Raw genomic sequence first — 24,099 nt, forward strand, 5'->3', positions numbered from 1 at the left:
GAGCGGCGCCCGGATCGCTATCCGGCCTCGGCGGGACCGCCGCCGGGAAGGACGCCGAGGCGGAGGATCGCGGTGAACCGCTGGTCGGCGCGGTCGAGCTGCTCCGTGATGCGGTGCTTGATCCGGTCCGGCAGCGGAGTGTCGCGGCGGTTGATCAGCTCCTTGAGCCCCGGCACGAGCGGGCGGTACTTCATGGCCAGCTTGCGGACCTTCGGCCCGGTGGTGTGGATGAGCCCGACGCCGTTGTCGGTGAAGTCGGACACCTTGATGATCCGGGCCGTCGGATGACGGTCCAGGCTGGCGGTGACGTGGGCGCGGTACTGGGCGTGGACGTCGCGGGTGCGGTCGTACACCGGGTTCGTCACGGCGCGGACGAGCCCGGCGACGCGCGGACCGAACTCCCCGGACAGCATCTCCAGGGCGGCCTCCGCCGGGTCGTCGTGACCGTCGCCCGCCAGCTCGACGGGATGGTCCTCGACGGAGTCGTGCAGGAGGGCCGCGACGAGGACGTCGACGTCGTCGACCTCGTAGTGACACATCACGCGCAGCGTCACCCGGAGCAGATGGTTGACGACGGGTTCCCGGGCCCTGCGGTCCTGGCGGTGCAGGTCGCTCGCCAGGGCCAGCGCCTTGTTGAGCCGGCGCCAGTCGCGCTCTTCGAACCGTTCGACCTCACGGGAGAACCGGTCGCGCAGGCCGGCCTCGCCGTAGACCTCGGTGATCGTGTGCAGTGGCAGCGTCTGTAGGTAGCTGGGCACCGTGTTCCTCTCCCACGGTGGCGCGCTCCCCGCCTGGGAGCGGTCACCCCTCCCGTGTGGAAATAGGACGCCCCCGAAGATCACCGGGTTCCGGCCGGGGCGAGGTCCCGGCGCCCGCCCGCTCCGGCGCCGGGACCTCCTCCGCGGCGGTGACCAGGTCTCCTACCACGGCACAGACGTACCGTCCCAGGAGAAGAACTCTCCCGAGGGGCCGTCGTCCGGCAGCAGCGCCAGCCGTACGGCGCCCGCCGCGGCCTCCGCCGGATCGCCGTCGCTGGCGGCGGCGGTGGCGTTGAGATCGGTCCGGCGGAGGCCGGGCGCGAGCGCGTTGACCTTGATCCCGTCATCGGCCAGGGCGTGGGAGTAGAACACGGTCAGCGCGTTCAGCGCCGCTTTGGACGACCGGTAGGCGGCGTACGTGCCCTGGTGCGGGAACTCCGGTCCGGTCGACCAGGTCAGCGATCCGGTGCCGCTGGAGATGTTCACGATCCGGGGGTGCTCCGACCGCCGCAGCGCCGGCAGGAACGCGTTGGTCGTCGTGACGACCCCGAAGACGTTCGTCTCGTAGATACGGCGGAAGGCGTCGGTGTCCTCGCGCTCCGGCGTTCTGTTCTCGCCGGAGATGCCGGCGTTGTTGACCAGGATGTCCAGCGCGGCGACCTGTCGTACGGCCTCGGCGACGCTCGCGGCGTCGGTCACGTCGAGGATGAGCGGCCTCGCGTCGCCGCCGATCTCCTCGGCGGCGCGTTCTCCGCGCACGGTGTCGCGCGAGCCGACGTAGACGGTGTGGCCCGCGTCGGCGAGCCGACGCGCGATCTCCTTGCCGATGCCCTTGTTGGCACCGGTGACCAGTGCGATCGAGTTGTCCATGCCATCGAGGGTGCGTGCCGGCGAGGCCGCCGATCCAGGCACAATCGATACCAGGGAGAAGGAGGACGAACCCGATGGCACGAGCCGAGCTGGCCCGCTTCCTGCGCGACCGGCGGGAGGGGCTGCGCCCCGAAGAGGTCGGCCTGCACGCGGGACCCCGGCGCCGTACGCCCGGCTTGCGCCGCGAGGAGGTCGCCGACCTGGCCCGCATGTCGGTCGACTACTACGTCCGGCTGGAGCAGGCACGAGGACCCCGCCCGTCCCCGCGGATCTTGACCTCCATGGCGGACGCGCTCCGGCTCTCGCCGCCCGAGCGGACCCATCTGTTCCGGCTGGCCGGTGTGCCCCCGGAGCCACCTGCCGGACCGCCACGGCACGTCCGCCCGTACGTCGCGGGCCTGCTGCACCGGATGCCGGAGACCGCGGTCGTCGTCACCGCGGCCACCTACGACGTCATCGCCTGGAATCCGCTGGCCGAGGCGCTGCTCGGTGACCTTCGAGGGCAGCCCAACCTGGCCCGCCGGCGCTTCCTGCTCCGCGACGAGGTGATGACCTCGGGCCACGAGGAGTTCGGCGACTACGCGGTCGCACGGCTGCGGGCGGCCGCCGACCGGTATCCCCACGACCCGGGCCTGGCGGCCCTGCTGGCCGAGCTCAGGGCGGGAAGCGCGGAGTTCAGCCAGATCTGGGCCACCAACCCGGTACGCGCCCCGGGTCACCGGACGAAGACGATGGCCCATCCGGACTTCGGCCGGCTGCACATCGACTGCGACGTCCTCGCCGTCCCCGAGGACGACCAGCAGGTCGTCTTCATGACCGCCGAGCCGGACACGCCGACCGCCCGAGCCCTGCACCACCTGGCCGCCCGGCTCTCCTGACCGGTCTCCGCGTGCCCGCGGGCGTCCCGCTCACACCCGGGCGCCGGCACGTGGGCCGGTGGCGGGCACCTGCTCGGCCTCTTCCCGGACGCCGAAGCGCGCGTGCAGCCGGCGCATCGGGGCCGGCGCCCACCAGGCGCGGGACCCGAGCAGGGCCATCGTGGCGGGAACCAGGAGCAGCGCCGCGCAGGTCACGACCCGCCCGGTCCGGCTGAGGCCGTCCACGACCGCCCGGCCCGGATCGGCACCGGGGCGCAGGATGACGGTGACCGGACTGCTGGAGGACGCGGCGGGAAAGTGCGTGGTGAGCGCGTCGTACATCTGCCGCGACTCGGAGCGGTGCGGCAGCGAGCGGGCGTCGGCGTCCGCCAGCTTCATCCCGGTGGCCGGCAGGGCGAGCACCGCCAGTGCCGCGCCGACGATGAGCAGCCCGGCGATGGGACGGCGCGTGCAGCTTCTGGCGATCCGGGCGAAGAAGCCGCCGTCCGCGGCGACGACCCTCGGCGGGATCGTGCCGCCGAAGCGGGTGAGCAGTGCCCGCAGCAACGTCACCGTGGCCAGCATGTCCACGACGATGACGGCCGCCGCGGCCATGCCGATGCTGCGCAGCGCCGGAGCGGGGAAGACGAGCAGCCCGGCCAGGCACGCGGCGACCGTGAGACCGGAGAAGAGCACGGTACGGCCCGCGGTGGCCACCGTGCGGCGTACCGCCTCGGTCACCTCGGCGCCCTCGCCGCGTTCTTCCCGGAACCTGGTGAGGATCAAAAGCGCGTAGTCGACCGCCAACCCGAGGCCGAGCATGGTGGTGACCCGCATCGCGGCGGCCGAGACCTCGGTGAGGCGGCTGAAGCCGTACAGGATCAGGAGGGCTCCGGCGATACCGCCGATCGAGTTCGTGGTTGAGCAGCGAGCCACCGCTGACCCGTACGGACGGCGCCTTGATGCCGTGCAGCAGGTCGTACGCACGGTCGTAGTTGTGGTCGTGCGCGTCCGGGCCGAAGGCGACCTCGATCAGTACGGCCTGTCCGTCCGGCGCGACCAGGCCGGGTGTCCTGTACGGATCGGTGACGTCGGTCACCTCCGGCACGTGCCGGACGGCGTCCGTCACCTGGGTGATCTGGTGTTTCAGCCCCGCGACCGGGGCTCCGGACACGACGGCGGTGATGGTGTCGGACGACGGCTGGAGCCGGTCGAGCAGGTCCGAGGCGCGCTGCGATTCGCTGCCCGGGACGGAGGTGGCGTGCCGTACGAGGGAGTCCGCGCGTCTTCCTCCCTCCAGCGCGGGATGGAAAGGACGTGAGAAGCCTGGCCCTCCTCGTCGGCACGGACGGGGTGGAACATGTCCGTCAGAGCAATAAAACCGTGCGCGAAGTGGCGAGCCGCCGTGCGTGCATTGGAGACCTGAGTTCGACGAACTCTCTTACCCTCGACCTGCGTTGAATCCGGCGGGCGGCAGGGAAGGCCTCAGGGGACGTGGCACCGAAACAGTATTCGTATAAAGATCTTCTACGTCCGGACGGGAGCACCGCACCGGACGCGGAAGATTACCCACCGAGCGAATTCGGCATGGACACCGAAAAGCCCGGGACCTCTGCCTATCCCTCCGCGCCTCCCGGCCGGCCCACCAAGTGGCCGTGGGGAAACTCCAAAGACGGGGAGATCGAGTTCCACCCCAGCCCCATACGAACCGTCATCAACGCCCTGAAAGTCGACCGAGCACGCTATGACAAGGGCGACGGGAACGTCCACGACCTGCAGAACAGGGGCGACGTAAGCGACGCCAATGCGGTCGGCGGAGGCTTCGACGACAGGACCGGGTACCCCGCGGGCAGGGTACTCGCGGTTTATCTGCAGAACGCTCAGGCGAATATCGCCCCGAAGAGCGGATCCGGACTCTACGCGAGTTTCCTGCAGTCCTACGACGCGGTGATCAAGACCCTCAGCGACTCCATCACCAACTACAACGAGGCCGAGGACGCCAACCTGATACGGGTCAGCACCGGATCCGCGGACCAGGCGGCGAACGCCGGAGCCGGCGTGACACCGGCCGATGTCTCCTTCCAGGTCAATGACGCCGCGCACCCCAAGGGGAAGTGGAGCGGAGAGCTCGAGGACTTCAGGGCCCTCGCGAAGAGTGTCGATCCGGGCGCCGTACGCGCGGCGAGCAAAGCCTGGCTGGGCGCGCAGTCGAAGCTCATGGACTCGTGGGATGTGCTCTACACCCAGGGATCCGCACTCGCCGACGCGTGGAAGGGCAAAGCCGGCGACACGATGCAGCAGAGCCTGAAGAACCTCTACTTCAGCAGCTGCGCACTGGCCGACGCGACCGGACAGGTGGGGATCGCGGTCGAGGCTCACGCCGGGGATCTCGACAAGCTCGTCAAGCTGGCCGACACGATAAAGCAGACGCCACGAAACGACTGGCAGCACGCCAAGGACTATTTTCTCGCCAACAACTGGGGCATGGGCCCGTTCCTGATCGGAGATCGCAAGACCGATTACGAAAAGCACTACAACGCCGCGCTCAACAAGGCTCGCGACTGGATGAACGCCACGGGTCAGCATGAGCATGACGGGCTGGCGCGGTCGACGACGAGCTACGTCCTGCCCGAACTGCCGAAGAAGGTGAAGTTCACGCTGCCCAGCCCTTCGGCCAGCCCCATCGATCCGTCCTCTTACGACACCACGGGCCTGACCGGCCCGGGCATCGATCCCGGCGCGCTCGCCAACGGCGTCCGTTACCCGGACATGAGCGGTTCAGCCGGCCCGTCCGGCACCGACCTGTCGGGCGTGAACGGTGACAACCCCCTGGGCGGCAACGGGATCGGAAACGGGACCGGGACCGGGACCGGGACCGGGACCGGGACGGACCTGGCGGGGACCGGCAACGGCCCGCTGCCGAACGGCGGCACCGGCTTTCCCGGCGGCGGCCTGCCGTACGTCGCGAGCGGCCGCGACGGAGGGCTCAACTCCCGTGCCAACGGCGCGCTCAACGCTGCGGACCGGGCGGCTCAGGAGGCGGCGGCCCTGCGCAACGCCGCCGCGGCCCGGGGCATGGCGGGGATGCCGATGCCGATGGGCGCGGCCGGATCCGACAAGGACAAGGAACGGCAACGCACGACGTCCCTTGTGGAGGAGGATGACATGTTCTCCCCGGACGACGAGGTGTCACCGCCTCTGATCGGCTGACCTGCGCGAGGCTCCTCCGTCCGACGCGACCGGCCACCCTGCCCGTACGGTCCTCGTGTCGTCGTCCCTCCCTCTGACACGAGATGATGCGCGGACGGCCAAGGCCGGGGCGCGGCGGAGCGCCCGGGCCAGAGGGTGTAGGCCTAGAGGAAAGCCTTGCGGGAGGGACGAGTCGACGGTGAGTGAAAACGTGTCCGATGGCGTGACGAGCTTCGCGGACCTGGGGTTGTGTCCGGAGCTGCTGAACGCGCTGTCCGGCCTGGGCTACGAGGAGCCCACGCCCATCCAGCGGGAGGCGATCCCGCCGTTGCTGGAGGGAAGGGATCTCATCGGTCAGGCCGCCACGGGCACGGGAAAGACGGCGGCGTTCGCGCTGCCGGTGCTGCAGCAGCTGTCCGGCGACGGCGGGCGCACCGACCCGGCGGCCCTGGTCCTGGTGCCCACGCGGGAGCTGGCCGTCCAGGTCTCCCAGGCGTTTCACCGGTACGGCCGTGGGCTGGGCGTGCGCGTCCTGCCCATCTACGGCGGGCAGCCGATCGGCTGGCAGATCAAGGCGCTCGAACGCGGCGTCGACGTCGTGGTCGCCACCCCTGGGCGCGCGCTCGACCACATCGGCCGTGGCACGCTCCGCCCGCAGCAGGTGGAGGCGGTCGTGCTGGACGAGGCGGACGAGATGCTCGACATGGGTTTCGCCGAGGACATCGAGGAGATCCTGCGGGCGACCCCCGACGATCGCCGTACGGTGCTGTTCTCCGCGACGCTGCCGCCGCGGATCAAGGGGCTCACCGGCCGCTACCTCCGTGACCCGGTGAAGATCCAGATCGGCCGCGAGGAGGCGCCTCCCGGCGAGGCCCCGCTGGTACGGCAGAACGCCTACGTGGTCGCACGGGCGCACAAGCCCGCGGCGCTCGGACGCCTGCTGGACGTGGAGTCGCCCACGGCCGCGATCGTCTTCTGCCGCACCCGCGAGGAGGTCGACCAGCTGACGGAGACCCTCAACGGACGCGGCTACCGCGCCGAGGCGCTGCACGGCGGCATGAGCCAGGACCAGCGCGACCGCGTCATGGGACGGCTGCGCGGCGGCACGGCGGAACTCCTCATCGCCACCGACGTGGCCGCGCGCGGGCTCGACGTCGAGCAGCTGACCCATGTCGTCAACTACAACGTTCCGTCCGCGCCCGAGTCGTACGTGCACCGCATCGGCCGGGTGGGCCGCGCCGGCCGCGAGGGCGTGGCCATCACCCTGGCGGAGCCGCGCGAGCACCGGATGCTCAAGACGATCGAGCGGGTGACGAAGCAGCGCATCACCGTCGAGAAGGTCCCCACGGTCGCCGACCTGCGCGCGCGGCGCCTGGAGCTGACCCGGGCCGCGCTGCAGGAGAGCCTCATGGAGGACGACCTGACGCACTTCCTGGCGGTGGTGGAGCCGCTCACCGAGGAGTTCGACGTCATGGAGGTGGCGCTCGCCGCGGTGAAGCTGGCGTACGAGTCCAGCGGGGCGGCGGCCGACGAAGAGGAGATCCCGCAGATCGCCCCGAAGCCGGACCGGGATGGACGCGACCGCCGAGGCGCCGGAGGGCGCCGCGACCGGCGCGGCGGCACGCCCGCCCAGGGCATGACGCGCCTGTTCGTCGGCCTGGGCCGCAGCGCGGCGATCCGGCCGCAGGACCTGGTCGGCGCGATCACCGGCGAGTCACGCCTGGCCGGGCGCGACATCGGCGCGATCGAGATCGCCGACCGGTTCTCGCTCGTCGAGGTCCCGGAGGCCGCGGCCGATCAGGTGATCAAGGCGCTGCGACGCACCACGATCAAAGGCCGCAAACCGACGATCCGCCGAGAACGCGACGCGGCCGGCCGCCGCCCACGCTGACCCGCCGCCTACCGGGCCGGGCCCGGGTCGAAGTCGAAGACGGTGCCGTCGACCACGCCGACCTCCGAACGTGCGTGCAGGTACAGGGCAGCGGGGTTCTCGGCGTACCGGAACCACGGGAGGTTCTTCGGAATGGACCAGGGGCTCACCCGCGACAGGTGACGCCGCGCGCGCAAGATGTCGCCGTCGAGCCAGAACGCATGACCGAACAGGTGGTGCGCCTCAGCGGTCCGTACGCCGCCGTCCGGCTTCTCACACCACGCGTCGGCCGCGCTCGCCAGCTCCTCGCGTACGGAGTTCTGCATGAAGTAGAGGTTCGGGTCGGCCTCCTGGTCCGTCGCGAGTTCGATGTGCATGGTCACCAGCAGCGCCGGTAGCGGACTGCCGACCGGCGCGTCGGCCGCGGCGGCACGCGTGAACGCGGTGAGTTCCTCCTTCGAGCCCTGCCACTTCGCGCACAGCACCTGCAAACGCGAGGCGTGACCCGCGAAGAAGGCCGGGCCACGCCGCTGGAGCTCGGCCCAGAAGTCGTCCAGCTCCTGGCGTGGACGCTGCGCGCCCAGGCCGTACCACTGCAGGCGCTCCCACGGGTTCGGGTCGCCGGGCCGCAGCTCGGCCGCCCGTGCCAGCGGTTCGTACGCCCGGCCGAGGATCAGCCAGAACTCCTCGAACTTACGTCGCTCCGTGTCTTTCGCCACCGCGCTGCCGCGGACCTGCCAGCCGTGCTGGATGTGCGCGTCGCCCAGCCACAACGCGAGGTCGGCGTCGTCGGGGTTCTCCCGCTGAAGGCTGCTCAGCGCCGCGATGTGGGGCACCACGGCGGTGGCCAGCCGCCCCAGCCGGGCGCTGCGGAGCTCGTGGTCGGCCGAGGACGCGGCCAGGAGCGCCCGGCCGGGCTCCAGCACGCCGTTGGCGGCGCCGGCGACGGCCGCGGGCAGGGCGGGGTCGTCGAACAGATCGGGCCCGTCCGCCACCACCCGGGATGCCCGTCTGGCTCTGGCGGAGAACAGCTTGGCAAGGGCAGCGCACATGATGTCTCCTTGGTTCTCAACGCTTGAAGCGGGCACGGACCCGCGCGTATCGGCTCCGTGATGTACTGCGGGCCGCGGACCAGGCTCACGCCGTCGGCGCCGACGATGAGACGTGAGGTGTCGACCGGGGCGTCGGCGCTGCGCAGCACCTCGCCGTCCACGACGCCGTACGAGAACCCGGGCGCCGCACGGTACCTCGCCGACGGCGCACGGGAGCCGGGCACCATCACGAGTGCGGAGTCGAGCGATCTCCTCGCGTGGGGCCGGATGGTCGGCGAGGAGCTCGATCTCGTGCAGGAAGGCGGTCAGTAGCCGGTCGTGGTTGTCGCGGAGACCGTCCGTGCACGCGGTGACGTGCGCGTACCGCGCGTCACGGGGGGCGTAGGACGTACCCGGGGTGTAGCTGATCCCGGCCTCCTGTCGCAGGCTGCGGTGGAGCCGCGCACCGAGGAGGCCGACGTACACCTGGGCGGCCGTGGACCGGCGCACCAGCGAGGTCATGGCGACGATGCCGTCCGGCTGCCGGAAGTAGGCGGGCGTTCGCGGGAGCGCCGACGACGGCTCCGGCGGCGGGATGCGCTCGCCCTCCGGCAGGTCGATCCTGAGATCCGGCGGAGGGGGCCCACCGCCGAAGACCAGGACGAGGTTCCGCCGGGTGAACCACCGGTCGGCCCACGCCCTGAGCCGGTCCGGGGTGTGCCGGCCGACGCCGAACTCCTCGTACGCCTGAAGTCCGTAGGTGGCGGCGCCGTAACGCCAGATCATGAGCGGATCCGACAACGCGGGCGCGCGGCTGTCGGCCTCGGCGCGCAGAACCTGGTTCTCCAGTTCGAGCCGGTCGAACGGCAACGCCCGCAGTGACCGGCACACCCCGGCCACGAAATCGGCGATCCCCGTGTCGCCTCCCTGGGAGGCGAACACCGTCGTGACCGCGTCGACCCTCCCGTTCGACTCGTGCACGTGCCCGCCGGCCGTGTGCATGGTGAGGTGCTCGACGAGATGGGTGACCCCGCGCCACGCGAGCTGCTCATCGGCGATGCCGACCCGGAACGCAAGGAGAACGCGACGCTGGTCCTCGTCGCCCTCCGCCCAGTAGGCCGGGACTCCGTCGACCTCGGTTCTGTGCCACCCCACGACAAAGCCTCCCAAATAGCGCGAGAAGACTAACGGGTGGCGACGACGGTTGCCGATCATTTTGCGGCGAAGGGCTTAGCGCGCGCACAGGCTCCCCCTCCCTTCCCGGGGGGCCGGCGGCGCCGGGCGTGGAAAGTGAAGGCCGGTTGCGGTTGATACCCAGGTGACCGCCATCCGCGCTATGGAAAGGCACCACATGACAGGGGATCCTCCGCCCCATCCTGCCGAGTCGTTCGACGAGGTCTTCGACGCGTACTTCGCCGAGATCCACCGGTACGCGGCCAAGCGGCTCGGCCCCGACGCCGCCGCCGACGTCGCGGCGCAGGCGTTCCTGGAGGCGTTCCGGCAACGCCACCGCTACGACCCGGAACGCGCGGGCGTGCGCACCTGGCTGTACGGCATCGCGACCAAGGTCCTCGGCAGGCACCAGCGGACCGAGACACGCGCGTTGCGGGCGCGCGCCCGCCTCGGTCCGGGCCGGGGCGCCGAGGAGCACACCGAACGGGTCGACGCGCGGGTCAGCGCCGAGGGCCTGCGCGGCGAGCTCGCCGGGGCGATCGCGGCACTGCCGCGCGGGCAGCGCGACGTGCTGCTGCTCGTGGCCCTGGCCGACCTCAGCCACAACGAGGTCGCGGCGGCACTGGGGATCTCCTATGGCACGGTCGGCTCCCGGCTGAACCGTGCCCGAACCACACTGCGCAAGGCGCTGGGCGGGACCAATCCGATGCTCACTTTGGAGGAACAACATGGATGAGGTGCGGATGGTCCGGGACTCCTACCCCGAGCCCGCGCCGCCCACCGCCCGGGAGATCGCCCGGGCGAAGGCACTGCTGAACGACCCGCCCCGCCGCTCACGGCCCCGGCTGCTGTGGGGGCTGGGCGGCGTGGTCGCGGCGGGTGCGGCGACGGCCGTGGCACTCACGGTCGTCGGCGGGAACACGCCCGCCCCGCCGCGGCCGTCCGGCCCGGTACACCTGGACGACAGGGCGCTCGTCCTCGCGGCGGCGGAGAAGGCGGAACAGCAACCGACCGGCAAGTACTGGCACGAGGACCGGATCGACGGCCAGTCCTACATCATGCGGCCGAAGACCGGGACGTACGCGATCACCGGGGCGACCACGGAGTCGTTCGCCTGGTGGGGCGCCAAGCGCGGCATGGGCGAGGGTTACTACGGCCGCGACCTCCCGGCCCACCCGTCGACCGCGCGGGACGCGGCGCTGTGGCGCAAGGCCGGGTCGCCGTCGCGCTTTCGCGTCTGGTCCAGCGACCACTACTACACCTACACCGCCAAGGCGCAGAAGTGGCAGCTGGACGGCCCGAACCGGGGGACGAACCCCCGCGGCGGCGGAGAGTTCTTGGGCGGGGTGTCGGCCAAAGACCTGCCGAACCTGCCGACCGACAAGACCAAGCTCGCCGAGATGTTCATGGGCGACGAGGAGATGAAGAAGCTGACGGGCCCCAAGTTCGCGGATAAGGGGGTGACGTCCCGCCTCAAGCTCATGAGGGTGTCCGCGCTCCTGTCCGCCCCGGTGTCCTCGCAGGTCCGGGCGGGCCTGATGCGCGCGCTGGCCGACCAGCCGGGCATCCACTCGATCGGCCAGGACACCGACCCGCTGGACCGCAGGGGCGTCGCCCTGGCCTCCGACGACCGCACCACGACGGTCACCGGTGAGTTCGGCGAGCCGAAGGCCGAGCGGGGGACCTACCGCTCTCGCACAGTGATCATCTTCGATCAACGCACCGGGGCACTGCTGTCCGTACAGGACGAGGTGACCAAGCCCGGCGGCCCGTACGCGGAGATGAGGCCCGGGTTCATCATCAACTACATCGCCGAACGCTCGTCGGGGTGGACCGACACCAAGCCGACCCCGCCGGCCGCCCTCCCCTTCCACTGACCGCCAACCACCTCGCCGCCCTCGCCCGCCCGGAAGTCGCGGGCGAGGGCGGCACTTCGCCGTTACCGCGAGCCGAGGAACAGAGCGATCCGAATCACCGCGACGACGGTGACGAGAGCTCCCACCACGACGGCGACGCTCGCGGGCTCCCTGCCGCCCCACGAGCGGCCGGTCCGGTCGGCCGGTCTCCTGGTTCTCAGCAGAGCGGGAATGCCGCACGCGAGGGCGACGAGCGCGAAGGGCAGGGGCGCGCCGAGGCGGCCGACGGCATAGTCGGTGCCCCAGTCCGCCGGCCGTTGGTGCATGAGCGAGCTGAAGGTATCCAGCCCGGAGAGCACCGCGAAGGTCGCCGCCGTGACGGCCAGGAGGTTGCGACGCTGTGATTCGTCGGCCGGCGGCCGGGATCGCTGTTCCGCGGGCGTCTCGGGTGGTGTGGTCATGATCAGGAAGGGTAGAGACGATCAGACCGCGGTGACAGGGCCGTCGGTCGACGTGTTGATGATCCGGTAGCCGACTCCCGGTTTGGTGATGATGACGGGTGGGTCGCCGAGCTTGCGGCGTAGCCGGCCGATGGTCACGGTGACCGTGTTGGTGAAGGGGTTGGCGTGCTCGTCCCAGACCTGTTCGAGCAGGTCCTCGGTGCTGAGGAAGGCCGGAAGGGCGCGTAGGAGCGCCTCCAGGACCCCGAACTCCTTGACCGACAGGTCGAGCGGGCGGCCGTCGCGGGTGACGGTGCGCAGCAGCGGGTTGAGCTCGATCCCGGCGGCGCGCAGGGTGCGGGCCCGCGCGGTGGGCCGGCGACGGGCGAGGGAGCGGATGCGCAGCACGAGTTCGGGAAAGTGGAACGGCTTGGCGAGGTAGTCGTCGGCCCCCAGGCTCAGCCCGCTGACCCGGTCCCCGGGCGAGCCGGCCGCGGTCAGCATGAGGACCATGGCCCGGTCGTCGCGTTCGGCGATCATCTCGCAGAGGGTGTCGCCGTGGATTCCCGGCAGGTCACGGTCGAGGACGACCACGTCGTACCCGCCCAGGTCGAGCTTGGCCGCGGCCTCCAGCCCGTCGTACGCGACGTCCACGGCCATGCCCTGGTCGCGCAGGCCCTCGACCAGGACGTCGGCGAGGGACCGGGCGTCCTCGACCACCAGCACCCTCACGACGCGAGCCCCACCGGCGACGGCAGCGCGATCACGACCCGCAGACCGCCCTCGGGACGCGCGCGCAGGTCGAGCTCGCCGCCGTGCGCCGCGGCGACGGCCGCCACGATCGAGAGCCCGAGCCCGGCCCCGGTGCCGGTACGGTCGGCGCCGAGCCGGCGGAACGGCTGGGCCAGCTCCGCGACCTGCCGCGCGTCGAGCACCGGTCCCCCGGTGTCGACGACCAGGCGCACCGTCGTGCCGTCGGCCGCGAGGGCGAGACGGATCCAGCCTCCGTCGTGGTTGTGCGCGATCGCGTTGTCGATGACGTTGTCGACCATGCGGCGCAGCAGCGTACGGCTGCCGCGCACCCGCCCATCGTCACGGCCGATCGTCTCGTGCACGGTCAGGCCCTTGGCGGCGATGTCCGTGGCGCGGGCGGACAGGGCCTCGGACACCACGGAGCCGAGCGAGAGCGGGGTACGGTCGGGGAGTTCACCGTGCCGGGTGCGGGCCAGGACGAGGAACCCGTCCAGCAGCTCGTCGACCTGGTCGAGTTCGGCGCGCAGCCTGCCCGCCAGCGCGGTCGTCTGCGCCGGAACGTGCCCCGGCTTGCCCACCGCCACGTCCAGCGACGCCCGCATGGTGGCCAGCGGGGTGCGGAGCTCGTGGGAGGCGTTGGCGACGAAACGGCGCTGGGCATCGAAGGCGTGCTCCAGGCGTTCGAGCAGTTCGTCGATGGTGTCGGCGAGGTCCTTCACCTCGTCGGCGGGGCCGGGTACGGCCAGCCGTTCGTGCAGGTTGTCCGCGGAGATCCGCCGGGTCGCCGCCGTCATCGTCCGCAGCGGGCGCAGCACGCGGCCCGCGATGAGATGCCCCAGCACGACCGACACCACCGCCATGACGCCCAGCGCGATCAACGACGCGATCAGGAGCTGACGCGACTGGTTCGCGTGCGCCTGGGCCAGTTGGTCCTGCAGCTGGTGGATCCGGGGCAGGGCGTTCTCCGGGGTCTGCCCGTTCGCGGGCGGTCCGGCGGGCGCGGATTCGCTGACCCGCGTGCCACCGGACACCACGACGGCCACGATGGTGAGCAGCCCGGCGCCGGACAGCAGGAACACGGCACCGTACAGCGCGGTGAAGCGCGACCTCACGGTGCGGCGCGACAGTCCCAGCCGCATTCTCATCGGTCCTCCCCCGCGCTCGTCCTGACGTTCCAGGATGCCCGGAGCGACCTAACAACGGGATGACGGCCTCCGTTCGGCCCACGTTATGGCGTTCGGCGCATCGTTCGGTGTCGCCCCGTCAGAGCCGAACGAACAAGGACACGTCACGCTATGAGCACCAGAGCAGCCATCGAGGTCAACGGCCTGCGCAAACGCTTCGGGCCGACCGTGGCGCTGGACGGGATGTCCTTCGCCGTCGCGCCGGGGCGGGTCACCGGCTTCGTCGGCCCCAACGGTGCGGGAAAGTCCACCACGATGCGGGTGATCCTCGGCCTGGACGCGGCCGATGAGGGCCACGCGCTGGTCGGCGGGCGGCCGTACGGGAGCCTGCGCCGCCCGCTGAGCCAGGTCGGAGCGCTGCTGGACGCCTCGGCGCTACAGCCGAGCCGCAGCGCCCGCGACCATCTCCGGTGGCTGGCCCACTCCCAGGGGCTGACCGCCGGGCGCGTCGATGAGGTGGTCGAGCAGGTCGGGCTGCGGGCCGTGATCCGCCGGAGGGCGGGCGGCTACTCCCTCGGCATGCGGCAGCGGCTCGGGATCGCCGCGGCGCTGCTCGGCGACCCGCCGGTGCTCATGCTCGACGAGCCGTTCAACGGCCTGGACCCCGAGGGCATCGTGTGGATCCGCGGTCTCCTGCGGTCGCTGGCCGCCGAGGGGCGCGCGGTCCTGGTGTCCAGCCACCTGATGAGCGAGCTCCAGGACACCGCCGACCATCTGGTGGTGGTCGGCCGCGGCCGGGTCATCGCCGACGCCGGCGTGGCGGAGCTGCTGGCCGCCACCGCCGGCGACCGGGTGACGCTGCGCACCACGGCGGGCTCGGTGGCCGCGAGCGTACTGGAGCCCGAGGGCGCCACCGTCACCGCCACCGGGTGGGACACGCTGACGGTCTCCGGGCTGGCGGCGGAGAGGGTCGTGGCCCTCCTCGGTGCCAGGGCGGTGCCGTTCTCGGAGGTCGCACCGCATCGCGCGACGCTGGAGGAGGCCTACATGGAGCTCACGCGCGACGCGGTCCAGTTCCGCGCCGCCACCGCCCGGGGGGAGGCACGATGACGAGCGCCACCGTCGCACCCGACCGGCCGGGCGTGCGGGCCGGCTTCGTCCACCTGCTGCACGCGGAGTGGACCAAGTTCCGTACGGTCCGCGGCTGGGTGATCGCCATGGCGGTCGCGGCACTGGTCACCGTGCTGCTCGGGCTGTTCTCCGCGCAGGGCAGCCACTCTTCGTGCGCCGGCGGTCCGGCCGGGACCGCCTGCCCCGCCGTTCCGGTGGGACCGGGCGGCGAAGCCGTGAACGACCGCTTCTTCTTCGTCCACCGGTCGCTCACCGGAGACGGCTCCATCACCGTACGGCTGACCTCGCTGACCGGCATCATCACCTATCCCCCGCCGGACCACGACGCGATCGTTCCCGGCCTCGTGCCGTGGGCGAAGGCCGGAGTCATCATCAAGGACGGCACGCGGCCGGGATCGGCCTACGCGGCCGTCGTGCTCACCGGCAGGCACGGCGTGCGGATGCAGCACGACTTCACGGAGGACACGGCGGGTCGCCCGGGCGGCGCCTCCGCGGCGTCCCCGCGCTGGCTGCGGCTGACCCGCTCCGGCGACACGCTCACCGGCTACGAATCGTCCGACGGCACGCACTGGACCAGGGTCGGCACGGCTCATCCGGCCGGGCTCCCGTCCACGGCGCAGGTCGGGCTCCTCGTCACCTCCCCCGGCGACCTGACGGTGAAGCAGGGCGCTCTCGGCGGCAGCGTCGAACAGGAGCGCTTCACCCAGGCCACCGGCGTGTTCGACCACGTCACGGTGCGCGGCGAGACGCCCGGTGGCGCGTGGAGCCACGACGAGGTGGGGGCCACCGGCGAGAAGACCGACTGGGAGCGGTACCACCGGCCGGCCGGCGTCGAGGAGTCCGGCGGCGCGTTCACCGTCACCGGGAGCGGCGACATCGCGCCGCGCGGCTCCGGTGAGGGCATGCGCATCGAGAACACCCTCACCGGCGTGTTCGCCGGGATGATCGTGCTGGTCATCGTGGCGGTGCTGTTCATCACGTCCGAGTACCGGCGAGGCCTGATCCGTACCACCCTGCTCGCCGGCCCGCGACGTGGCCGCGTGCTGGCGGCTAAGGCCATCGTGATCGGCCTGGTCGCCTTCGTCACCGGGCTGATCGCCGCCGTGGTGGCCGTCCCGGCGTGCACGCACATCCTGCGCGCCAACGGCAACTACGTCCTTCCGGTGACCCGGCCGACCGAACTGCGGGTGGTGGTGGGCACCGCGGCGCTGCTCGCCGCCGCGGCCGTCTTCGCCCTGGCCCTCGGCGCGTTGTTCCGGCGGAGCGTCGCGGCGGTGACCGCCGCCGTCGTGGTGCTCGCCCTGCCCCACGTCCTGGCCACCGCCTCCGTCCTGCCCGAGGGCGCGGCGCAGTGGCTGCTGCGGCTCACGCCGGCCGCCGCGTTCGCGGTCCAGCAGAGCATCCCGGAGTATCCCCAGGTGACGGGCCACTACGTGCCGCAGGACGGCTACTATCCGCTGGCGCCGTGGGCCGGCCTCGCCGTGCTCTGCGCCTACGCCGCGCTCGCCCTCGGCCTGGCCGTCCTCCGGCTGCGGCGGAGGGACGCATGAGGCGCCACCTGCACGCGGAGTGGACGAAGCTGCGCACCGTGCCGGGCACCGCCTGGCTGCTGCTCGCCGTCGCCGGGCTGACGGTGGCGCTGAGCGCCGTGGCCGCCACCGCCGTGACCTGCCCATCGACCGGTTGCGCCACGGACACCACCAAGCTCGGCCTCACCGGGGTCCAGCTGGGTCAGGCCGCCGTCGCCCTGCTCGCCGTGCTGGGCGTCAGCGGCGAGTACGGCACCGGCATGATCCGTACCACGCTCACCGCGATGCCGGGCCGGGCCGCCGTCCTCGCCGCCAAGGCCGCCGTCCTGTCCGGCCTGACGATGGCGGCGGGTACGGTCGGTGTCCTCGGGTCGGTGCTGGCCGCACGGCTGATCCTGCCCGGCAGCGGCTTCACCCCCGCGCACGGCCACCCGTTGCCGTCCCTGGCCGACGGGGCGACGCTGCGTGCGGCCGGTGGCTCCGTCCTCTATCTCATGCTGATCGCCCTGCTCGGCCTCGGCGTCGCCACCGCCGTACGGGACTCCGCGGCCGCCGTCGGCTCCGTGCTCGGCCTGCTCTATCTCTTCCCGATCGTCGGCCACGTGGTCGCGGACCCGCACTGGCAGCGGCGGCTGTGGCAGGTCTCGCCGATGGACGCGGGGCTGGCCATCCAGGCCACCACCGATCTGCGGAGCCTGCCCCTCGGCCCCTGGGCCGGCCTCGGCGTCCTCGCCGCCTGGAGCGCCGCGGCCCTCCTGTGCGGCGGACTGCTGCTCCGCCTGCGCGACGCGTGACCCCGCCCGCCGTACCGCGCATCGCTATTCGGTGCGTGGCCGGAACAGTTCGAGGGCGACCGCGCCGCAGTCGAGCCGTTCGGCGCCGTTGTATCGCAGGTCGATGGTCAGGTCGTGGACCGAGGAACGGTCGGCTCCGAGCGCGACGGTGAAGCGGCCGGTCTGGCCGGGGGTCAGCGACTGGGAGATCTGCGTGGCGACCGTGTAGCCGTCGCCATCGGCGCGGAGCCGTACCTGGTGCCTGGCGGCGGTGGCCGGACGGGGAACGTCGAGGGGAGGCAGGGAGAAGTCGATGATCCCCCGGTACGGGTGGACGCGCCGTGACCGGCTTCCGTCCGGTTCGGCCTGGGTGAATTCCAGCGTCCCGACGACGGCGATCTCGCCCGAGGAGAAGGGGCCGAGAGCGCGGCGCATGGCACGGCCGATGTTGTACCGGAACTTCTCCACCATGGCGACGTTCACCCCGGCCTCGGCGAGCGCGTCGTCCATGGCGGTCCGATCCGTGGGCCGGCCGTCGCCGTTCAGCGGCCAGGTCCGCTCGGCGGTCCGTGGCGTGTCTTCCCCCGGGTGTTCCAGGTGGAAACGCAGGACGCAGTCGTCCATCGGCCCCCAGCCCAGGTTCTCCAGGGTCACGCCCGGCCCCTTCGCGCTGCCGAGGATCACCGGGACCGGCCGCGGATCGGTACGGGAGGAGGCGACGGTGAAGAGCGCCTCGTGGAAGTGCGCGACCTCGCGCGTGTTGTTGACGACCGTGAGGTCGAGTGTGGGCCAGTCGAAGGAGCGGACCCACGGCAGCCGCGCGTACCGGTCGGTCGACAGCGGACCGCCGGCTCGGAGCAGGCTCAGGTGGTCGGCGTGCGGCGCGATGACCAGGCGCCCGTCGTCCTCGTGGCGGCTCGTGTAGGAGAAGGGGGCGTCCGGTTCCGGGGCGTGCACCGCCGGCACCGCGATGAGTCTTCCGGCGGCGGCCTCCGATCCGGTGGTGATGGTCGCGCCGCGGAGGTTCACGTCGCGGGCCTGGAGGATGACTCCGCGAGCCTGACCGTCGAACAGGTTCTCCGTGGGTGCCACCGCCGGCGCCGGAGACGTGCCCGGCTCAGGCCGTTCGCCGATGCCGTCGTCGTACTCGCCGTCGCGTACGTCGCGGAGCGCCTGGGCGTAGCCGACCTCGATCAGACGGGTGAACATCCGCATGACGTCGGCTGGAGCGTCGCGGAGTCCGGAGCCGTCCACCAGCGTCTCCGCCGCACGCCCGGCGTCGTCGGCGAACTCGTCGGAGACGGTGCTCTCGTGGAGACTCGCCGTCGCGCTGATCCACCCGCTGATGTCGTCGGTGAAGGCCATGCGCGTCAGTATGCGCGGCCCCGGGACCGAAAGGCATCACCGGACGGCCCCACGTGACCTCGCCGCGCGGCTCTACCCGGATACGGCCGGTCCGTGGCTCAGGGCGTCGAGGTGGGCCAAGGCGTCGGAGACGGAGCCCGCCGGGTCGGAGATCGGGTACAGGACCGCGCGGATCGTACGGGCGCGGTCGATCACCAGGGTGAGTCGTTTGAGCCGGTCGACGCCTGCGGCGCGGAAGGTCGGCAGTCGCAGCGCCGTGGTCAGCTCCAGGTCCTGGTCGGACAGCAGCGAGAACGGGATGCGGTGATGCTCGGCGAACGCGTCGAGTTGGTCGGGCCGTTGCGTGCTCACCCCGTGGACGGTCGCCCCGCGGTCGGCGAAGCCGGGTAGCCGGTCGCGGAAGGTGCTCGATTCGAGCGTGCAGCCGGGCGCGCCGGGGATGGTGTCCCAGCCCGGGGGGTTCCCGGGAGTGGTGCCCGGCGCCCAGGCGCCGGGGAAGCAGTACAGCACCGTCCACTCGGTGCCGGCGACCGGGTCGGTACGGCCGTTCCGGCGGTCGGCCAGCAGTTGCGGCGGGACGCGATGACCGACGAGGCCGTGCACGCGTACGGCTTCCGCCGATCCGGCCGTGGTGGTCGCGGTCAGGGATCCGTCACCGAGCAGAAACCGGCCGCCCCAGTCCTGCAGCGCGACGAGTACGGGCAGCAGGCCACGCCCCTTCTCGGTGAGGTGGTACTCGTAGCGGGGCGGACGGTCGCTGTACGGACGGCGTTCGACCACCTCGTGCTCGACCAGGGCGCCCAGCCGCTCGGTCAGGACCTTGCGGCTGATGCCGAGCTCGTCGGCCAGGTCGGAGAACCGCGTGATGCCGCCGGCCAGATCGCGGAGCACCAGCAGCGTCCACCAGTCGCCGACCACGCCGAGAGCCTGGGCGATCGCGCAGTCGCTGTCGGCGACGTCGGGGTACCGCATCCGGCCCAGCCTTCCGTGGTGTGATCGCCGTTCAGTATAGTCAGTTCCGATTCGGAACTCACTCGGGGCGGGACGCATGGCGGAGAGGATCGGCACCGCCGGCCGGCGAGCCGCGGCCACGACCACGGCCCGAGCCGGATGCGGCTTATTACCCGTCCATCTGAACAGGAGGCTCTTCGTGAGCGGACCGATCGCCGGTGACTTCGACTACGAGACCCACGGCGCCGGCTACGCCGTCCAGCGACGCACCGATCCCCGCATCGCCGCGTACGTCCACGCGGCGCTCGGCGACGCGCGCACCGTGATCAACGTCGGCGCCGGCGCCGGGTCGTACGAGCCGGTGGACCGCCGGGTGACGCCGGTCGAGCCCTCCGCGTCGATGCGCTCGCAGCGTCCCGGCCACCTGGCCACCGCGGTCAACGCCACCGCGGAGAACCTGCCCTTTCCCGACGACGCCTTCGACGCCGCCATGGCCACCGTGACCATCCACCAGTGGTCCGACACCGACGCGGGCCTGCGCGAGCTGCGCCGCGTCAGCCGCGGGCCGGTCGTCATCCTGACCTTCGACGGCGACGCTCTGGACCTGCTGTGGCTGGCGGAGTACGCCCCCGAACTGATCGCCGCCGAACGGCGCCGCTACCCGGACATCGCCCACGTACGGCAGGTGCTCGGCGGCACCACCACCATCACCTCTGTCCCGATCCCGATCGACTGCGTCGACGGGTTCACCGAGGCCTACTACGCACGGCCGGAGCGTTTCCTCGACCCCCTCGTCCGCAAGTCGCAGTCCGCCTGGGGATTCGTCGACCAGAAGGCGATCGGCCGCGCCGTCGAACGGCTGCGAACCGACCTCGCCGATGGCGCGTGGGATCGCCGTCACGGTCACCTACGCCAGCAGCCGTACTTCCTCGGCTCCCTGCGCCTCATCACCGCACTACCCGGCTGACGTCGTGACCGGCGGCGACCAGGTCACGGTCGCGCGCCGGATCCGTCGGCCGCCACCGGTGACTCAGGCCACGGGGCCGAGGTCACCTTCCAGGATGGTCTGGGTGATCGGGGGACGGTCCCAGAGGGCGAGGAGTTCGTTGGCGATGCCCACGACCGGAACCGGGTGCCGATCGCCGTGCACCACGATCCCGGCGGCGGACAGGCCGCGCGGGACGGCTTCGGCGTCGAGGAGAACGCGCCACTCCTCCGGCCCCAGCTCGAGGAACTCCAGCCCGGTCAGCTTGGCGATCTCCAGGGGGTCGGCGAGCGTACCGGGATAGGCGGTGAGGGTCCGCAGCCGGGGCAGCCCGATGACAGGGGCGAGGCCGAGCGGCTCGCCCTCCCAGACGCCGATGCTCAGAACCTCCAGTTCGGGGTGGGCGGCGGCCTGAACGCTCGTCAGGCTTCTGATGTTGACCCTGGCCACGACCGGCGGCTCGTCCCGGCGACGGCCGGAATACCAGTCCCTGCGCCGGTTCACCACCAGGTCCGTGAGGGAGTCGGCGAGCAGGTCGGCGCCGATGCTCTGCTCATGATCGAGCACGATGATTTGCCCCAGGTGCCCGCGCGGGCCCGGGGTGAGGTCGGTCGCGACCCGATCGCCACCGCCGGTGTCACCGAAGGCGATCCAGCCGGGAGAGCCGACCAGCCCCTGCACGGCGGCGTCGGGCGGGGTGACGACCGCCTCCATCGCCGCGAACTGCCACGGGCAGAAGCGAGACGGCGCGTCGGCGATGTACACCTCATCCGGCGGGAAGAGCTCGCAGCCGACCGCCTCGGAGACGCGCTGCGCTGCCGCGTGGTCATCCCCCCAGTCCCCCCACCGCCCCCGCGTCACCCGGTAGAGCACTTTGAGCTCGTCGGGCAGCGCGACGCCGAGGCGCGCCTCCGCGGCGGCGATCTCGGCTTCGGTCGCGCCGCTGGCACCGGGTATCCGCTCGCGAAGCGTCCGTTCCAGCAACGCCAGGTCCGCCGACGAGGCAGGCGCCGCGGGTATCGGATCGGGAAGGCGGCGCCAGGGCTCCGGAACGGCGCCCTCGACCAGGAGGAGCGAACCGGGGTACGCCCCAGAGCCGGCCTCCACGGCGGGACCGGTGACCAGCAGAGAGAGCACGGTCCGCCCGTTCGGTGAGATCTCCACCACGAAGGAGATGCCGTCGGCGCCGACGTCCGCCAGCGCGTTCTGCACCCGCTCCACCGCGTCGAACTCGTCCTGCATGTCCTCCACCTGCAGGGCTCGGCCGGGCGGCGGGAACCGCGGCGGCAGCGGGACGCTCCACCCGGCGCGGCCGATCCGTCCCGCCACGTGACCGCCGGGGGCGACAAGACTCTCCGCGCTGCCCGCCCGCAGGAGCCTCAGCAGCGGTTCCCAGGTCGCGAGGTCATGGATCGAGGGCAACGGTGGCCTCCAGTCATTCCGGCGATCGTAAGAGCGATGATTATTATGGAGACCACCGCCAAATGGACATTCTCCCCGCCCTTAAGTTCTCTCCCCTTCGCCGCCCTTTGTGGTGGAAATATCTGGAACAAATCAGAGATCGCTTCGGGGGAGACACACCGCCGGGTGAGCTGAGCCTGGAGGCGGGGCTGCTGCTGGCCCAGCGGTACCGGCTGGACGCTCCCATCGGCGCGGGCGGCATGGGGCAGGTGTGGCGCGGGGTCGACCTCGGCCTGAACCGCCCGATCGCGATCAAAATCCTCCCGGCGCAGATGGCGCAGGACCCGACCGGCGTCACGCGGTTCCGCCGGGAGGCCGAGTCCGCCGCCGGCCTGCAACACCCGGGCATCTGTTCGGCCTTCGACATCGACACCCACGGCTCCGTGATGTTCCTGGTGATGGAGCTCCTCCAGGGCACCGATCTGGCCAAGCTCCTCGCGGCGAATCCCGGTGGGCTGCCGATCGACCAGGCGGTCGGTCTGGCGGAGCAGATCACCGACGCGCTCGCGGCGGCGCACGCACGCGGGGTCGTTCACCGGGACATCAAGCCGGCCAATCTCTTCCTGCAGCAGGACGGCCGGGTGAAGGTCTGTGACTTCGGCATCGCCCGGCTGGTCGACCGTACGACGCTGACCGCCACCGGCGGGCTGCTCGGCACGCCTCGCTACATGGCTCCGGAGGAATTCCGCGGTCAGCCGGTCGACCACCGCGTGGACCTCTACGCCCTCGGCGGGGTGCTGTACGAGCTGTTCACCGGGGTGCCCGCGTTCGAGGCGGACGACCCGGGACTCGCCGCGATCATGTACAAGCACCTCAACGAGACGCCTCTGCCGCCGCGTTCACACCGTCCGGACATCCCCGCTCATCTCGAACGGCTGGTGCTGGACCTGCTGGCCAAGGAACCCGACCGGAGGCCCGTCGGCGCCGCCGCCGTACGAGACTTCCTACGCCGGTCCGGGCACACCGCCGCTTCTCCCCCCGGCCCGCCACGGTACCTGCGCCCCGTGGAGCGGTCCCAGGAGGCGACGACGGTCACCGCGTCTTCCGTCGTCGAGGCACCGAAGGTCCGGAAGGGCATCGTCGCCGCCGCCGTCGGTGGCGTGCTCGCGGTGGCACTGGCCGGTGCCGGGGCCTTCGCGCTGCCTGAGTCGTGGACCCCGTCACCCCGCCGTCCGGGTGCGCGTGGCGTCCGAATGCGCTTGTCCGCCGTTCCGGCCGGGCACTACCGTGCCGCCGTGGATCTCTTCTCGCGTTCCTGGACGGCGTTGCGTACGGCGGTCGCCGAGGTCCCGGACGAGGACTTCGAACGGCCGTCCGGCTGTACCGGCTGGCTCGTCCGTGACCTGGTGTGCCACCTGGTCATCGACGCCCAGGACGTCCTGATCACCCTTGTCACGCCCGCCGAAACGGCGCCGACCGTGGACGCGGTCACCTACTGGAACCTCGTCGAACCCCCGACCGGCGAGGACCCGCTCGACGCGCTGATCCCCCGGCTGGCCGCCGCGTACGGTGATCCGCGATTGCTCAAGTTCCACCTCGACGACGTCGGTTCCGCCGCGGGCCGCGCGGCCGGGCTCGCCGATCCCGCCGTCCGCGTCAGCACCAAGGACGAGGTGCTCACCGTCGGCGACTACCTGTCCGCGTACGTGCTCGAATGGACCTTGCACCACCTCGACCTGATCGTGCATCTGCCGTCGGCCGCCGCGCCTCCCGCCGAGACCCTCGCAGCGGCACGCGCGTCGCTGGAGAAGATCGCGGGAGCCCCGTTTCCCGGCTCGTTCTCCGACCAGGACGCGCTGCTGATCGGTACCGGACGTCGCACACCGGCCGACGCGGAGAAGGCCGCGCTGGGCGACCTCGCCGGGAGGCTCCCGCTCATCCTCGGCTGAGCGGTCCGGTCCCAGCACCCGGCTGATTCCGCTGTGCGGGCAACCTCCGGACGTACCTCGCCGGTAGTACCGGGCAGAGAGACGAACGGAAGGT

Annotated in this window: 21 protein-coding genes and 1 pseudogene; 12 read left to right on the forward strand and 10 right to left on the reverse strand. The window is 71.8% G+C overall.

Translation table 11 applies throughout. The annotated features are described in order from the left end of the window. Positions 1-17 precede the first annotated feature (17 nt). Together ABEA10_RS30855 and ABEA10_RS30860 are read right to left on the reverse strand one after the other, a co-directional pair. Positions 18-758, reverse strand: coding sequence for an HD domain-containing protein (locus ABEA10_RS30855; RefSeq protein ID WP_345469887.1), 741 nt, complete (start codon positions 756-758; stop codon positions 18-20). A 162-nt stretch (positions 759-920) separates the two neighbouring features. Continuing rightward, on the reverse strand, positions 921-1,628 hold the full coding sequence (locus ABEA10_RS30860; protein ID WP_345469888.1) for an SDR family oxidoreductase: 708 nt from the start codon (positions 1,626-1,628) through the stop codon (positions 921-923). Between the two features lie 74 nt (positions 1,629-1,702). On the opposite strand from ABEA10_RS30860, the gene ABEA10_RS30865 reads away from it, so the two are divergent. Next, positions 1,703-2,506 carry a helix-turn-helix transcriptional regulator gene (locus ABEA10_RS30865; protein WP_345469889.1) on the forward strand — a complete coding sequence of 268 codons (804 nt, stop codon included), beginning with the start codon at positions 1,703-1,705 and terminating at the stop codon, positions 2,504-2,506. Positions 2,507-2,536: 30 nt separating this feature from the next. Here ABEA10_RS30865 and ABEA10_RS30870 read toward each other — a convergent pair whose 3' ends face one another. Next, the gene (locus tag ABEA10_RS30870) at positions 2,537-3,421 is read right to left on the reverse strand and encodes an MMPL family transporter (RefSeq protein ID WP_345469890.1); all 885 of its coding nucleotides are present in this window, start codon (positions 3,419-3,421) and stop codon (positions 2,537-2,539) included. Here ABEA10_RS30870 and ABEA10_RS30875 point away from each other — a divergent pair. From ABEA10_RS30875 to ABEA10_RS30885, 3 genes are all read left to right on the forward strand, one after another. After that, positions 3,402-3,806 (forward strand): hypothetical protein, encoded by a 405-nt coding sequence (locus ABEA10_RS30875; protein WP_345469891.1) that lies wholly within the window; start codon positions 3,402-3,404, stop codon positions 3,804-3,806. The two genes, ABEA10_RS30870 and ABEA10_RS30875, sit on opposite strands and share 20 nt — an antisense overlap. Before the next feature lie 173 nt (positions 3,807-3,979). Continuing rightward, positions 3,980-5,695, forward strand: a complete 1,716-nt coding sequence (locus ABEA10_RS30880; protein WP_345469892.1) for a WXG100 family type VII secretion target — start codon at positions 3,980-3,982, stop codon at positions 5,693-5,695. A gap of 178 nt (positions 5,696-5,873) precedes the next feature. Next, on the forward strand, positions 5,874-7,565 hold the full coding sequence (locus tag ABEA10_RS30885; RefSeq protein WP_345469893.1) for a DEAD/DEAH box helicase: 1,692 nt from the start codon (positions 5,874-5,876) through the stop codon (positions 7,563-7,565). A gap of 8 nt (positions 7,566-7,573) precedes the next feature. Here ABEA10_RS30885 and ABEA10_RS30890 read toward each other — a convergent pair whose 3' ends face one another. Further along, positions 7,574-9,730 (reverse strand): peptidase M16 family protein, encoded by a 2,157-nt coding sequence (locus tag ABEA10_RS30890; protein WP_345469894.1) that lies wholly within the window; start codon positions 9,728-9,730, stop codon positions 7,574-7,576. A 196-nt stretch (positions 9,731-9,926) separates the two neighbouring features. On the opposite strand from ABEA10_RS30890, the gene ABEA10_RS30895 reads away from it, so the two are divergent. Together ABEA10_RS30895 and ABEA10_RS30900 are read left to right on the forward strand one after the other, a co-directional pair. Continuing rightward, positions 9,927-10,484, forward strand: coding sequence for an RNA polymerase sigma factor (locus tag ABEA10_RS30895; protein ID WP_345469896.1), 558 nt, complete (start codon positions 9,927-9,929; stop codon positions 10,482-10,484). Next, a complete protein-coding gene (locus tag ABEA10_RS30900; RefSeq protein ID WP_345469898.1) occupies positions 10,477-11,625 on the forward strand; it encodes a hypothetical protein in 1,149 nt (382 codons plus the stop codon). Before ABEA10_RS30895 ends, ABEA10_RS30900 begins: the two co-directional genes overlap by 8 nt. A gap of 62 nt (positions 11,626-11,687) precedes the next feature. On the opposite strand, the gene ABEA10_RS30905 is transcribed toward ABEA10_RS30900, so the two are convergent. From ABEA10_RS30905 to ABEA10_RS30915, 3 genes are read right to left on the reverse strand one after another with little or no spacing between them, the layout of a single operon-like run. Continuing rightward, a complete protein-coding gene (locus ABEA10_RS30905) occupies positions 11,688-12,065 on the reverse strand; it encodes a hypothetical protein (RefSeq protein ID WP_345469900.1) in 378 nt (125 codons plus the stop codon). Between the two features lie 21 nt (positions 12,066-12,086). Beyond that, positions 12,087-12,776, reverse strand: a complete 690-nt coding sequence (locus ABEA10_RS30910; protein WP_345469902.1) for a response regulator transcription factor — start codon at positions 12,774-12,776, stop codon at positions 12,087-12,089. Then, entirely contained in the window at positions 12,773-13,942 is a 1,170-nt protein-coding gene (locus ABEA10_RS30915; protein ID WP_345469904.1) for a sensor histidine kinase, read from the reverse strand. The genes ABEA10_RS30910 and ABEA10_RS30915 overlap by 4 nt, the downstream gene beginning before the upstream one ends. Before the next feature lie 150 nt (positions 13,943-14,092). On the opposite strand from ABEA10_RS30915, the gene ABEA10_RS30920 reads away from it, so the two are divergent. The 3 genes from ABEA10_RS30920 to ABEA10_RS30930 are packed head-to-tail and all read left to right on the forward strand — an operon-like array spanning position 14,093 to position 17,375. Further along, positions 14,093-15,031, forward strand: a complete 939-nt coding sequence (locus ABEA10_RS30920) for an ABC transporter ATP-binding protein (protein ID WP_345469906.1) — start codon at positions 14,093-14,095, stop codon at positions 15,029-15,031. Next, complete coding sequence (locus ABEA10_RS30925) at positions 15,028-16,602, forward strand: ABC transporter permease (protein WP_345469908.1); 1,575 nt, start codon at positions 15,028-15,030, stop codon at positions 16,600-16,602. Before ABEA10_RS30920 ends, ABEA10_RS30925 begins: the two co-directional genes overlap by 4 nt. Further along, positions 16,599-17,375, forward strand: a complete 777-nt coding sequence (locus ABEA10_RS30930) for an ABC transporter permease (RefSeq protein ID WP_345469910.1) — start codon at positions 16,599-16,601, stop codon at positions 17,373-17,375. The genes ABEA10_RS30925 and ABEA10_RS30930 overlap by 4 nt, the downstream gene beginning before the upstream one ends. Positions 17,376-17,399: 24 nt before the next feature. Here ABEA10_RS30930 and ABEA10_RS30935 read toward each other — a convergent pair whose 3' ends face one another. After that, on the reverse strand, positions 17,400-18,719 hold the full coding sequence (locus ABEA10_RS30935) for a hypothetical protein (protein ID WP_345469912.1): 1,320 nt from the start codon (positions 18,717-18,719) through the stop codon (positions 17,400-17,402). Between the two features lie 72 nt (positions 18,720-18,791). Next, positions 18,792-19,691 carry a winged helix-turn-helix transcriptional regulator gene (locus tag ABEA10_RS30940; RefSeq protein WP_345469914.1) on the reverse strand — a complete coding sequence of 300 codons (900 nt, stop codon included), beginning with the start codon at positions 19,689-19,691 and terminating at the stop codon, positions 18,792-18,794. A 178-nt stretch (positions 19,692-19,869) separates the two neighbouring features. Between ABEA10_RS30940 and ABEA10_RS30945 the strand changes: the two genes are divergently transcribed. Beyond that, positions 19,870-20,637 carry a class I SAM-dependent methyltransferase gene (locus ABEA10_RS30945; protein ID WP_345469916.1) on the forward strand — a complete coding sequence of 256 codons (768 nt, stop codon included), beginning with the start codon at positions 19,870-19,872 and terminating at the stop codon, positions 20,635-20,637. A gap of 63 nt (positions 20,638-20,700) precedes the next feature. Here the strand turns inward: ABEA10_RS30945 and ABEA10_RS30950 are convergent, their stop codons facing one another. After that, the gene (locus ABEA10_RS30950; RefSeq protein ID WP_345469918.1) at positions 20,701-22,077 is read right to left on the reverse strand and encodes an SMI1/KNR4 family protein; all 1,377 of its coding nucleotides are present in this window, start codon (positions 22,075-22,077) and stop codon (positions 20,701-20,703) included. Between the two features lie 62 nt (positions 22,078-22,139). On the opposite strand from ABEA10_RS30950, the pseudogene ABEA10_RS30955 reads away from it, so the two are divergent. Together ABEA10_RS30955 and ABEA10_RS30960 are read left to right on the forward strand one after the other, a co-directional pair. Continuing rightward, positions 22,140-23,024, forward strand: a pseudogene (locus ABEA10_RS30955) (serine/threonine-protein kinase); the annotation flags it as partial. A gap of 327 nt (positions 23,025-23,351) precedes the next feature. Beyond that, entirely contained in the window at positions 23,352-24,005 is a 654-nt protein-coding gene (locus tag ABEA10_RS30960) for a maleylpyruvate isomerase N-terminal domain-containing protein (protein ID WP_345470000.1), read from the forward strand. The last annotated feature ends 94 nt before the right edge of the window (positions 24,006-24,099 follow it).

Source organism: Actinoallomurus oryzae (genome assembly GCF_039541955.1).
Classification (GTDB): Bacteria; Actinomycetota; Actinomycetes; order Streptosporangiales; family Streptosporangiaceae; genus Actinoallomurus; species Actinoallomurus oryzae.